Source organism: Mammaliicoccus sp. FSL K6-3158 (assembly GCF_038005105.1).
GTDB lineage: Bacteria > Bacillota > Bacilli > Staphylococcales > Staphylococcaceae > Mammaliicoccus > Mammaliicoccus sciuri.
The window spans coordinates 1,919,021-1,932,280 of record NZ_JBBOSL010000001.1; the positions used below are offsets into that span (position 1 = coordinate 1,919,021).

The 13,260-nt window shown below is 32.2% G+C and carries 13 protein-coding genes and 1 pseudogene; 7 read left to right on the plus strand and 7 right to left on the minus strand.

Translation table 11 applies throughout. From position 1 onward, the window contains the following. Nucleotides 1-3 precede the first annotated feature (3 nt). The 5 genes from MHH94_RS09565 to MHH94_RS09585 all read right to left on the minus strand — a co-directional run bounded on the left by MHH94_RS09565 (nt 4) and on the right by MHH94_RS09585 (nt 5,192). A complete protein-coding gene (locus tag MHH94_RS09565) occupies nt 4-1,020 on the minus strand; it encodes a sugar kinase (RefSeq protein WP_058591016.1) in 1,017 nt (338 codons plus the stop codon). Then, complete coding sequence (dagF, locus tag MHH94_RS09570) at nt 1,013-1,765, minus strand: 2-dehydro-3-deoxy-phosphogluconate aldolase (RefSeq protein ID WP_373421242.1); 753 nt, start codon at nt 1,763-1,765, stop codon at nt 1,013-1,015. Before dagF ends, MHH94_RS09565 begins: the two co-directional genes overlap by 8 nt. After that, nucleotides 1,762-2,868: a DgaE family pyridoxal phosphate-dependent ammonia lyase gene (locus MHH94_RS09575; RefSeq protein WP_058591018.1), complete on the minus strand. Its 1,107-nt coding sequence runs from the start codon at nt 2,866-2,868 to the stop codon at nt 1,762-1,764. Before MHH94_RS09575 ends, dagF begins: the two co-directional genes overlap by 4 nt. Beyond that, on the minus strand, nt 2,846-3,913 hold the full coding sequence (locus MHH94_RS09580; protein WP_232156795.1) for an amidohydrolase/deacetylase family metallohydrolase: 1,068 nt from the start codon (nt 3,911-3,913) through the stop codon (nt 2,846-2,848). Before MHH94_RS09580 ends, MHH94_RS09575 begins: the two co-directional genes overlap by 23 nt. A gap of 121 nt (nt 3,914-4,034) precedes the next feature. Then, nucleotides 4,035-5,192: a globin domain-containing protein gene (locus MHH94_RS09585; protein ID WP_058591020.1), complete on the minus strand. Its 1,158-nt coding sequence runs from the start codon at nt 5,190-5,192 to the stop codon at nt 4,035-4,037. A gap of 187 nt (nt 5,193-5,379) precedes the next feature. Between MHH94_RS09585 and MHH94_RS09590 the strand changes: the two genes are divergently transcribed. The 7 genes and pseudogenes from MHH94_RS09590 (at nt 5,380) to qoxD (ending at nt 11,199) form a co-directional block, all read left to right on the plus strand. Then, nucleotides 5,380-5,808 (plus strand): RrF2 family transcriptional regulator, encoded by a 429-nt coding sequence (locus tag MHH94_RS09590; protein WP_058591021.1) that lies wholly within the window; start codon nt 5,380-5,382, stop codon nt 5,806-5,808. Between the two features lie 131 nt (nt 5,809-5,939). Continuing rightward, a pseudogene (locus MHH94_RS09595) lies at nt 5,940-6,251 on the plus strand (immunoglobulin-like domain-containing protein); the annotation flags it as partial. Further along, on the plus strand, nt 6,243-6,836 hold the full coding sequence (locus MHH94_RS09600; RefSeq protein ID WP_241893168.1) for an immunoglobulin-like domain-containing protein: 594 nt from the start codon (nt 6,243-6,245) through the stop codon (nt 6,834-6,836). The pseudogene MHH94_RS09595 and the gene MHH94_RS09600, both read left to right, overlap by 9 nt. A gap of 374 nt (nt 6,837-7,210) precedes the next feature. Next, entirely contained in the window at nt 7,211-8,314 is a 1,104-nt protein-coding gene (gene qoxA, locus MHH94_RS09605; protein ID WP_058591022.1) for a cytochrome aa3 quinol oxidase subunit II, read from the plus strand. Beyond that, complete coding sequence (gene qoxB, locus MHH94_RS09610; RefSeq protein ID WP_058591023.1) at nt 8,314-10,308, plus strand: cytochrome aa3 quinol oxidase subunit I; 1,995 nt, start codon at nt 8,314-8,316, stop codon at nt 10,306-10,308. The genes qoxA and qoxB overlap by 1 nt, the downstream gene beginning before the upstream one ends. Next, entirely contained in the window at nt 10,301-10,909 is a 609-nt protein-coding gene (qoxC, locus tag MHH94_RS09615; protein WP_048542156.1) for a cytochrome aa3 quinol oxidase subunit III, read from the plus strand. Before qoxB ends, qoxC begins: the two co-directional genes overlap by 8 nt. After that, complete coding sequence (qoxD, locus tag MHH94_RS09620) at nt 10,906-11,199, plus strand: cytochrome aa3 quinol oxidase subunit IV (RefSeq protein ID WP_025905215.1); 294 nt, start codon at nt 10,906-10,908, stop codon at nt 11,197-11,199. Before qoxC ends, qoxD begins: the two co-directional genes overlap by 4 nt. Before the next feature lie 576 nt (nt 11,200-11,775). Here qoxD and MHH94_RS09625 read toward each other — a convergent pair. Together MHH94_RS09625 and MHH94_RS09630 are read right to left on the minus strand one after the other, a co-directional pair. Beyond that, entirely contained in the window at nt 11,776-12,531 is a 756-nt protein-coding gene (locus MHH94_RS09625) for a nucleoside phosphorylase (RefSeq protein WP_107609229.1), read from the minus strand. 13 nt (nt 12,532-12,544) lie between these two features. Next, a complete protein-coding gene (locus MHH94_RS09630; protein WP_107609230.1) occupies nt 12,545-13,225 on the minus strand; it encodes an alpha/beta fold hydrolase in 681 nt (226 codons plus the stop codon). Nucleotides 13,226-13,260: the final 35 nt, after the last annotated feature.

Sequence of the window (13,260 nt, forward strand, 5' to 3'; positions counted from 1 at the left end):
TGATTACCTCTCAATATCGTTAATTTCGTTTTTCATGACTTTTATTATATCATCTACATTATATAAAGGGGTATCCCCTGATATTGTATGTGCTAGAGCACAAGAAGCTGCTGAAAAATCTACTACATCCTGTGGGCTCATGTTAGTTAATTCGGCATGAATAAGCCCACTTGTATATGCATCACCAGTTCCAATTCTATCTAATATTGTGACTTCATAATTTTTTGAATAAAACATTTGATTATTTTTAAATAAATATCCCTTGATGGTATTATGATTGCTACTATTAACGATTCTGTTTGTACCTGCAATAATAGGTATATGATATTTCTCTGATACTTTAGGTAATATATCCTCTAGTTGTTCTGCTTTTATTTCTTTATCTGTCGTCATACCTAATGTATTAATTGCATCTTTTTCATTCATGAGAACGATATCCGCTTCATGTAAAATCGACTCATAATATGGTTTAGCTTTTTCATTTCCACCTTCACCCCAAAGAGATGGTCTAAAATTACAATCAAAAACGATTTGTATCTTGTGTTCTCGAGCAGCTTTTACGATCTCAAGAATGTTCTGTCGCATCATTTCGTTCATTGCTAATGAGATGCCACAAATATGAAGAACATCTATATTTTTAAAAATATCTTCTAATGGATAGTCTGAAATATTTACTGTATTGAAACTACTTTTAGTTCTATTTGTATATGTCACACTACTTGAACGATTACCGAATCCTTCTTCTAAAAAGTACATTCCAAGATTTTGATTTCTTTTTAATATGAAATGACTATCTATTCCAAGTCTTCTAATCGCACTAATCGCAGCTGTCCCAACTGAATTATCGGGAACAGCACTTATTAAGTTCGTTTCATATCCAAATTGCGCCATTAAACCAGTAACATTTACACCTGTTCCAGTAAAACTGTAATTTAATCTATCAGCTTGTCTTAATAGAAGATGGTCCGGGACTGTTAACCGCATCATGATTTCACCATACGCAGCAATTTTTTTATTCATAAGAATCAACTTTTTCTTTAATTTTATGATTTAACCATTCAACATCTTCTATTTTTGTCATACCTGTTTCTTTATCAATAATTGATGAATAAACATGTGGGATGATTTTAGGTACATTATTTTTTAAAGCGATATCTAAAATTTCTTCAAAGTTTTCTAATGTGATGCCACCAGTTGGCTCGAGTCCAAATTGTTCTTCACCACACGCTTTTGCAACAGCTTTATACTCTTCAATTGTTTGCAATCCATTCATAGGGAAAAATTTAATAGATGATCCTCCCATATCTTTTATTAAATTAATTGCTGCTTTAATTGAAATGACAGCTTGTTCTTTACCTGCACCACTAATTGGACCAGTAGATATATTTACATATCCAGGTTTGCCAGAAGGAGATACTAATGAATTCACCCATGTTGTATTACCAGAATTAGCAAATGTTTGGCCAACACTTGTGAATACTTGATTGATATGTGATCCTTGGTAATGTTTCGCAATTTCAGAAACGACTTTTGCTTGTTTGTTATCGCCTGCGCCCAATCCAATAGAAATAGCATCTTCTACATTGCTTCCAAAGTCTTTCATTACATTAACAGCATCATTTACATTATCAAAGTCTTTTGATAATACACCGATTACAACATTTCCTTCTGCCGTTTTATATATTTCTTCTATATTCTCTTTTCCTTTAGCCAAGACGTTTAAAGAAACGCGATTTTTATAAAATCTATCTAGTATTTTCATTATATTTCCCCTTCCAAAATTTGTACCATTGTATTGTAAATCGTATCTATTTCATTTTCTTTTAATGGTCTTGGATCTATATCAAAATGACCTTGTTTTACACCATAATCTCTTGTATAAATTGCAGTTTCAGCATTTTTTAATTTATTCACAACTTCTTCAGCAGTTAAATTAATCATTGAATCATCTACTTTTATGCGACTTCTATAAATTTCTCTACCCGCTTCATCTTGTACAATACTGACGTTAATACCATCATATTGATTTAAAGCATCTAATTTTGTTAACGTTTCTTTCTCTACTTTTGAATGATCAACTTTTTCATAGTATTCATCTATCGCTTGTAACAAGCCAAATACAGATTCTTTACCTACTTTCATACTTCTGCCAATAAAATGTAACTGTACTTTTACAAAATTAATCCATTCTTTTTTACCTGCAACGATTCCCGTTGTTGGTCCTTGTATCGCCTTTGACCCACTGTAAATTGCTAAATCAGAATGCTGAATGTATTTTTCCAAATCTTCTTCTGCAGCTGCATCGACAATTAATGGAATATTATTTTTTTGTGCAACTTCATATATTTCTTCAACTGATGCCATATTTTTTTGTACTGCATGATGAGATTTAACAAATAATATCGCTGCAGTATTTTGATTAATAGCTGACTCTATATGCTCTTCTTTTCCTTCGTTTGCATAACCAACCTCTACTAAAGCTCCACCTCCTAAATAAACCATCGTTTCTATTGGTGCTCCGTATTGAACATTATGTCCTTTAAATAAGATGATTTCATTTTGCTCAATACTTTGATTATGCAGGCGTTGACTTTTTCTTTTGTCTCCTTTTGTTACAACAGAAGCAACAGATAACGCTATTCCACTGGAGGCTGAATTTACGACAACAGCATCTTCTGCCTTTATTTTTTGTGCAATGTACTGTCCAGATTTGTCTACTAGATCAGCTATTTCAACATAATTCTGTCCACCAAATTTCATAGCATCCATGACCGTATCTGTTGGTGATGAAACACCTAATATGCTCATTCTTCCACTAGCATTAATGACTTGTTTTAATCCGTATTTATAATTTAATGAACGCTCCATTTGCTAATACGCCTCTTTCTTTAATGAGTTTTGTACCTTTTAATATTTTTCTATCTGAATCGATTAAATCTACTTTTTTATCCATCACATCAAATATTGTCAAATTAGCAACTTGACCCTCAGTGAAGTCTGATAAATATGGTTTATTTATGATATGTGCTGGATTAATAGTTACTGCATTTATAACTTCTTCTAATGAATAACCTAAATTAATAAACTTTGATAAAACATTAGATAAGCTAAATACAGGTCCTTCTAGTCTGTTCTTCTTATAAATATCAGAACTTATCGTATTAAAATGAATGTCTTGCTTTTGAGCTAATTTTGCAACTTCAAATGAGAAACTTGCATTACCGTGACCGACATCTAAATTCACACCTCTAGAAATTGCATCTTTTAAAACATTTAAAGGATTGCCATTATTGTCAAAAAGATTATTTTCTTTACCATTCAAAAAGTGTGTAATAATATCTCCTTTCCTAAGTAAAGGTATAACATCTTCAATTTTAGGAGGTGCAGATCCTATATGCGTCATAATCGGCAATTTCAAATCATTACCAATTTCAACTGCTTTCTGTAATGGTGTAATGCCATTACCTTTTACAACACTACTGCTAATTCTAGCTTTCAATCCAATAATCATGTCTTTGTATTTATGAACTGCATCATGACATGCTTCAACATTAATCCAATCTAAATTAGATAACTCATCTATTCTTTCCAAACCAATTCTTGAAATATTTAAAAATGAAAATACATTCGTCTTACTCGATTGAGCTCTGTAATATAGTTCATCTATTCTATTTGCACCACAGCTTCCCGCATCAACAATTGTCGTCACACCTTGTTTAATACCGATGTCGTCGATGTTGTCACCATAAGGAGAAAAATCCGAAAAACCATGTACATGCAAATCAATCCATCCTGAAGAAATAAATGAATGCTCACCATTAAACAACAATTCGCCATCAATTGAATTTGGTGTAGCAATTTTCTTTATAATCCCTTGTTCAATTAAAATATCTACTTTCTTACCATCAACCATTTCGATATTTTGTATAACACCTGTACTTTTCAAAATGATCACCTCTTCGAAAAACATTATACATAAAAAAACACCATTCCATTATGCTGATCATAACGGAATGGTGTTTTAAATACTTAAATTATACGTTTGTAATACTCATTTTTGGACCAAATGGTTCGAAGTGAACATCTGCTTGGCCAATATTTAATTTTTCTAGCTCATCAAATATTGTATCCATAAATGTGATACCACCACATAAATAGATGTCGACGTCTTCATTAATCCAATTGCTTAATTCATTACTTGTTAAATATCCATCTTTTTCTTTTAAATGATAAGTAACTTCTACATTTTCATTCATTGCGTTTAATGCATCTACTTCTTCTTTAAATGGTACGTCTTTTTCTGCTTCATTTACATGTATGAAATGAACATTTCTACCTTTATATGCTTCATCTTCTAACATAGCAAACATTGGTGTAACACCTGCTCCGGAAGATAATAGTAATAATTTTTTATCTTTATCTGATTCTACTTTGAAATCACCTGCTGGAGCTGAAAGTTCAATAGTATCTCCAATTGAATATTTATCATGTAAATCATGAGAGACTAGACCTTTTTTCTCGCCTTCTCCTTCACGTTTAACAGCAAATCTTATTTTACCGTCATTTTTTACAGAGTAAATTGAGTAATGTCTTAATGCTAAATTATCATCGTTAGTTGGTTTAATACGTACAGTGATATATTGACCTGCAACAAGTTCAGGAACTTTAATGTTATCTACTGGTTCAACTTCGAATGATTTCATTGAAGTACCTTGGTCTTCAATATTTGTAATTTTAAATGATTTAAAGTCATCCCAAGCTGCTGCTTCGTACATTGCTTTTTCCATTTGAATAAATACGCCTGCGATTTCACCATATGCTTCTTCCCAAGCATTCATAATATCATCTGTAGCTGCATCGCCTAGAACTTCTTTAATTGCTTTTAATAGGAATTCACCAACAATTGGATAATGTTCTTCTTTAACTTGTAATGCACGGTGCTTATGTGCAATTTGATTTACGTTAGGAACGATTGCTTCTAAATGATCGATATGTTTAGCTGCTGCTAAAACTGTTTGTGCTAAAGCTGTTTGTTGTTTACCTTGTTTTTGGTTAGATTTATTAAATATGTTCAATAATTCTGGATGTGCTTCAAACATTCTTTGATAAAAGACTTTTGTAATTTCATTTCCGTATTGTTCTAATACTGGTACTGTTTGTTTTACGATTTCTTTAGTTTGTTCTGATAACATCAGAAGTCCCCCTCTAAAAGATATATTTTAAATACATGTTTAATTGTAAAAAAATTCACAATGTTTTTCAATACAGTTCCCAAAAAGTTTACAAAGTTGTCACTCTTTCAAAAATACATATATTGATTGATTGTTTTTTAACCCTCATATTAAGTATAATTAATATATTATAAGGAGGTTGAACTTTATGAAGCTCACCCAATACACGGATTATTCCTTACGTGTCCTCATGTATTTAGCCCAACAAAATAAACAATCTCAAATAGAAGAGATTTCAAACTTTTATGGCATATCAAAAAATCATTTAACGAAAGTCGTACATCAACTTGTTAAGTTAGGATATTTAAAATCTATAAGAGGAAGAAATGGTGGCATAATCCTCAATCAGTCCCCTAACGACATTAATATCGGTAAACTTGTTAGACAAACTGAAGATCATTTTGAATTAGTAGAATGCTTTAATATGGAAACAAACACGTGCCCAATAGCATTAAATTGTGGACTAAAAAGTGTACTCAATCATGCTTTAACTGAATACTTACGTACCCTTGATCAATATTATTTAAGTGATATCATCCCTAAAAACACCCTAAAAGACACTCTTTACACACTTTAAGTCAGGAAATCGGTCTAAAGGTCGATGTAAATGTGAAAATATTACGATAATATATCATTTAGTAAGGAAATGAAAAACGAGACATGTTATTCTTTCCTTATAGCTTACAACAAAGGAGTACATAAAAAATGATGAATAAAATATTACAATCTCTTACAGTACTTGGTGTTTCTGCTTCACTTGTGACACCTTCATTAACTGCGAGTGCTACAGGAAACAGCCTACCACAAATTAAAGGTGTCGAAGGTGACGTTGTAGAAAAAGGTGCTGACTACGATTCATTAAAAGGTATAAAAGCATATGATAAAGAAGATGGAGATTTAACAGATAAGATTAAAGTAACTGGTGACGTTGATACTTCTAAATTAGGGAAATACAAAGTACAATATAAAGTTACAGATTCTGATGGCGCGTATAGAACGAAATGGCATTACGTGTATGTTGTCAAAGAAGGTTCATTAAATGGTTCTAAAGACAACGATACGAAAGATAAAGATGAATCTAAAGCTGAAGTAGCATCTAACAAAAAGACATCTACTAAAGATTTAGATGAAAATATGCCAATTATTACAGTGCCAACTAAAGATTTAGTTTATCAAGGTGACCACTTCGATCCGATGAAAGGTGTTAAAGCATCTGACAAAAAAGACGGAGACATCACTGATAAAGTAACTGTTAAAGGTGATATTGATACTTCTAAAACTGGTTTACAATATATCACTTATCACGTTAAAGATTCTGATGGCTACTACTACACATACAAAAGAGGCGTTTACGTAAATGATGCTGATTTAGCACCTAATCCTGAATTATCAGGTATTAAAGACATTACAATTAAAAAAGGTCAAGAATTTGACTTATTAAAAGATGTAAAAGCTAAAGACAAATCAGGTAAAGATTTAACTTCTGATATTGTTACAAGTGGTGAAGTAGATACAAATAAACCTGGTAAATATAAAGTTGGCTATGCCGTATCAGATACTGACGGTCATATCTCAGCTGAAGGAAGAACAATTACAGTAAAATAATCATAATTTAGCAAACCAAATGACATCATTCATTTGGTTTGTTTTTTATATTTATCAAAAGTGTAATTTTTAAATTTTCATTTCATTTAAGCACTCATTAAAGAACATTAAAAATATTTTAAACTATTCTTAATAACCTGAAAACTCAATGTTTTTATCAATTTAAAGATGTTTTTTCGTTTTTTTAAATATTTTTAAAATGTACACAAAAATTTAACAATTAGGAAAAAACCCGTCATATCAAAGTTAATTAAATACATTTTTATATTATAACGCTTACACCCTATTTTATAGCCTTGTAAATATGTTTAAATCCTTTAAAATTAAGGTCTAGCCATATATATAGGTATATAGAAAATTGGGAGGTAAAAAACGTGGCAAAGTTAAAGTCAATACTTCTCATGTCAACATTAGGTATGTTACTTAGTGGTTGTTCAAATTTAGAAGTATTAAACCCCAAAGGCCCTATGGCAGAAGATCAACATTTCTTAATTATCTTTTCAATTATTATGATGGTCTTAATAGTTGTAGTGGTCTCCGTTTTGTTTTTAATATTTATTATTAAATATAGAAAAACAAAAAATGAAACATCAGGTACGATGCATCACAACTTCGTCTTAGAAGCTGTATGGTTTATTATTCCAGTAATCATACTTGTGATTCTAGCTATACCAACAATTAAATCTCTTTATTCTTATGAAGAAGCACCTAAGTCAGAAGAAGATCCAGTTGTTATTTATGCAACAAGTGCAGGCTTTAAGTGGTTCTTTAGTTATCCAGATGAGAAAGTCGAAACTGTCAATCATGTAACGATTCCAGAAGGTCGACCAGTTCTGTTTAAATTACAATCTATGGATACAATGACAAGTTTCTGGGTACCTCAATTAGGTGGACAGAAGTACGCTATGACAAGCATGACAATGGACTGGACATTGCAAGCTAATGAAACAGGTACATTTAAAGGTAGAAACTCTAACTTTAATGGTGAAGGTTTCTCTAGACAAACATTTAATGTTAACGCTGTAAGCAATAAAGATTATGATAAATGGGTCTCTAAATCTCAAAAACGTAAAACTATTGATCAAGACACATTCGATCATCAAATTTTACCTACAACTAAGAATGAGGAACTTACTTTTAGTGGAACACATCTAGCATACGTAGATCCTGCTGCGGATCCTGAATATATTTTCCATGCTTATAAACGTTTCCGCTATGAACCAAAAGATCCAAACTTCTATGATGAAAGTGAAGGTGTAACAGAAAAACCAGTATTACCTGCACGCAAAGTGACTGTTACAAACCCTAACTATGACCGTCATGGAATGAAACCTATGATTCTTAAAAATAACGAAAAATATGACAGTGACTTCAAAAAAGAAGAGAAACATCATATGGATGAAATGGAAAAAATGCAAGAAGATGCAAAAACTGATGATGAAAAATCTTCAGATAAAAACCATGGAGGTGACAAGTAATGAATTTTCCATGGAATGAATTTATCGTTCAAAGTGACTGGATGATAACAATGGCGCAAGTAATGCTTGTATTAACAGGTATATGCGTTGTTGGTGGTCTAACATATTATAAAAAATGGAAATGGCTTTATACAGAGTGGTTAACTTCAGTTGACCATAAAAAAATCGGTGTAATGTATATTATATCTGCAATCATTATGTTCTTCCGTGGCGGTGTAGATGCACTTCTTATCCGTTTACAATTAATGACACCTGATAATACATTACTTAAATCTCAGCACTATAATGAAATCTTTACAACACATGGTGTAATCATGATTATATTCATGGCAATGCCGTTCTTAATCGGTTTAATGAACGTTGTTGTACCATTACAATTAGGTGCTCGAGATGTTGCATTCCCTATGTTAAATAACTTAAGTTTCTGGTTATTTGCTGCAGGAATGGGATTATTTAATATTTCATTCGTACTTGGTGGTGCGCCAGCTGCTGGTTGGACAAACTATGCGCCACTTGCAACTGACTTCAGTCCAGGTACAGGAATTAATTATTACTTAATTGCAATTCAAATCGCTGGTATTGGTACGTTAATGACAGGTATTAACTTCTTTGTTACGATCTTAAAATTACGTACTAAATCAATGAAATTTATGCAAATCCCAATGTTCTCAATGACAACATTAATTACATCATTATTAATCATCTTAGCCTTCCCTATTTTAACTGTCGCACTTGCTTTAATGACGTTTGATCGTTTAATGGGAACAAGCTTCTTTGAAGTTGCTAATGGTGGTATGCCAATGTTATGGGCTAACTTCTTCTGGGTATGGGGTCACCCTGAAGTTTATATTCTAGTATTACCGGCTTTCGGTATTTACTCAGAAATTATCCCTACTTTTGCTAGAAAAAGATTATTTGGACATCAAAGTATGGTCTGGGCGATCTGTGGTATTGCATTCTTAAGTTTTATCGTATGGGTTCACCATTTCTTCACTATGGGTAGTGGTGCATTAGTTAACTCATTCTTCTCAATATCTACAATGTTAATCGCCGTACCAACAGGTGTTAAAATATTCAACTGGCTATTAACTTTATATAAAGGTAGAATTTCATTTGAATCACCAATGTTATTCTCATTAGCCTTTATTCCAAACTTCACATTAGGTGGGGTTACAGGTGTTATGCTTGCTATGGCAGCAGCGGACTATCAATATCACAATACTTATTTCTTAGTGGCACACTTCCACTACGTTATCATCGCTGGTGTTGTATTCGCATGTTTCGCAGGTTTAATATTCTGGTATCCAAAAATGTTTGGTCACAAATTAAATGAAAAAATTAATCAATGGTTATTCTGGACATTTACTTTAGGATTCAACTTATGTTTCTTACCACAATTCCTATTAGGTTTAGATGGAATGCCACGTCGTTTATATAAATACACTCAAGCAGATGGATGGTTCTCATTAAACTTCATCTCTACAATCGGTGCATTCTTGATGGGTATTGGTTTCTTAGCTCTAGTATGGAACGTTGTATACAGCTTTGGTAAAGCGAAACGTGAAGCAAACGGTGACAACTGGAATGGCTTAGGTAGAACATTAGAATGGGCTACTGCTTCAGCTATGCCACCACACTATAACTTCGCTATTACACCAAAATGGTATGATACTGAAACATTTGTAGAAATGAAACAAAATGGTAAACACTATTTAGATGATAGAGATTATAAAGATATTCATATGCCTAACAATACACATATCGGATTCTGGATGGCAGTATGTTTCTTATTCGGTGGATTCTTCCTAGTATTCGAAACATATATACCAGCAATTATCTTTGGTGTTGGTGTATTAGCATGTATGGTTTGGAGAAGTTTCGAAAAAGACTACGGCTACCATATTCATGCTGAAGAATTAGAAGAAAATGAAGCAAAATTACGCGAATTACGTGAACAAGAATTACAGGAAAAGGAGGACAATAAAGATGAGTAATGAACACCACAATACAATTGATACTGTTAATGAAACAGGCCAATTAAATAAACTCGGATTTTGGGTCTTTCTTACTGCTGAGGTTGCGTTATTCGGTACATTATTTGCAACATTCTTAGTATTACAGAAAAGTGGTTCATACGGTGGTTTCACTACACCAGAATTATTTGAATTACCGTTAGTTATGATTATGACATTCCTATTACTTGTAAGTAGTTACACTTGTGGTATCGGTGTTTACTACATGCGTAAAGAAAATGTCAAAATGATGATGGTATGGATGATTATCACACTTATCTTAGGTGCAGGATTCGTAGGATTTGAAGTTTACGAATTTACTCACTATGTACATGAAGGTGTTACACCTCAATTAGGATCATTCTGGTCTTCATTCTTTATACTATTAGGTACGCATGGTCTCCATGTTACTGTAGGTATATTCTGGATTTCAGGTGTATTAATCCAAATTCTTACACGTGGATTAAATGAACACAATGCACCTAAAGTATTTATCGGAAGTTTATACTGGCATTTCCTTGATGTTGTATGGATCTTTATCTTTACATTAGTTTATCTTGTAGGGATGGTGAGTGGATCATGAATAAAACAGTCGTTACACATACAGTCGGTTTAATATTCTCAATTGTACTAACATTAGTAGCTGTTTATGTCATGTTATACACTGGCATGTCACTGCAAGTAAGAACATCAATCATTATTGGATTTGCTTTCTTACAAGCATTAGTTCAATTACTAATGTTCATGCATTTAACAGAAGGACCAGATGGACGCGCAACTGCATTCAAAGTACTTTTCGCAGTAATTATTACTTTATTAGTAATAATCGGTACTTATTGGGTTATGGTTGGCGGACACAGCGCCCATATGTAAAACCTATATATATTTAAAGCTGTTAATAAAGTCAGAGACTTTATTAACAGCTTTTTTATTTTGGATAGATTGAATTAATGGTATGGAGTGTGAATTAGTTGAGAGTTGGTTGGCTGGTTCGTTGGTTAGGGATTTTATTGAGGGGCTATGTTGCTTGTTTGGGTCGTCTTGCAATATTCCGGGGCTCTATGTTGCTAGTCGTGGCTGTCTTGCAATATTCGGGGCTTCAACATTGCTAGTCATGGCTGTCTTGCAATATTCAACGCTCCAATATTGCTAGTCATGTTCCACTTGCAATGTTCAACACTCCAATATTGCTAGTCACGCTCCACTTGCAATGTTCGATCTTCCTATTTATCTTGTTTTGCCAGTCTTGATAAATACAACGCTTCTATTTATCTTGTTTCACCTGTCTTGATAAATACAAACCCCCTATTTATCTTGTTTCACCTGTCTTGATAAATACAGACCTTCTATTTATCTTGTTTCACCTATCTTGCTAAATAAAATCCCCCCTTACTTAAAAATTTAAGTAAGGGGGGATTTAACCTAATTGCGCTAGTAATATTCCATATATTATAAGTTAAGTTCTTCTATAATATTCAAAGCAATATTAAATTTATCTATATTATGATTTGCTTCTTTTAACCCATCAACATTATATGTACCTTCAGAGAGTACATCACCAGTTACTATAAAACTAAATAGTTCAAATCCATGAAAGTCACAAACTGCTTGTACTCCAGCAAGCTCCATATCTACTGCAATACATCCTTCTTTTTTCCTTTTATTATACTGTATGTTTGTTTCTCTAAGTACAGCATCAGTTGTCCAAACTTTACCTTCAATAAATGGTAATGCTAATTTATTAAATACTTCAGTTACTTTATTAGCATTCTTCACTTTAATATAGTCTGACGGAGGGGCGTAATGATATGACATTCCTTCATCTCTATAGCTATGTGTAGGTATGATAAATTTATTAAAAGTTCTTTCGTTATCAAGACTACCTGCTGATCCAAACATTACAAATTTTGTAGCACCAGTTACCCAATTACATATCATGCAATATTGAGAAGCAAGCGTTGAACCAATTGCAGATAGATAAAATGCTACTGCTTTACCTTTATAAATGAACTGATATATAGGAAATGCTCCATTAGAGGCATTGATTTCACCTATTTTTTCACATTTATTTTCTCTTAAAATAGCATCGTATATTTCTTTAGAATATGTAATTAAGCATACTTCAACTTTGAATTGTTGTTCACCATAGAAGTCACTCAAATGTACAATTGGTTTCCCTTGTATATCAAATGAATCGGTTATCATTTAATTACCTCCCTCATACATTTATAGTACTTAGCCAACTTTTTATTTCTTTTCCTACTTTTACAGGGTTATCTATATAAATATCGTGGCCACTGTCAGAGATTGTTTTACAGTGTATATGTGAAGGTATATTCTTAATTTTCATGTCTAATATGAATTGTTCCTGTTCTTGTGGTAATAAAACCAATATATTTCTGTCTAGTAATTGATTGAAGGTCGGTAAGTTGATTTGTCTTCTTATTTTCAATAATTTTAGGATTGAATGTTCATTAATATTAAGTTCATAAACTTGTTTATTTAAATTGAAAGTCATCTTTGTAGTTGATGCTTCTAATAAATATTGATTCCATGTTTTATATGCATCTTTTTCTGATTCTATAAAGTCGTCCAAGTTCTTGAATTGAAAGTTTTCTAAATGATTTTTAGTATCTTTAATTTCAATCTCACTACTGTATTCTAGGTCTTCAAGATTAAATAATCCACCGTCTAATAATATAAGATTTTTAATTTGTGGAACCTTGATACTTATATATGATAATAAATCCGCCCCTAATGAATGCCCAACTATTGTCAGTTCTTCATTATCATAAATTTTTATCTCTGTTTTAAACCACTCTACTAATTCATTTAAATCATTAACGATAACATCTAGATTCAAACCATGACCCGGCAGATCAATTTGAACTAAATTCATATTATCAATTGGTTATTTAAATCTTTCAAAAATAA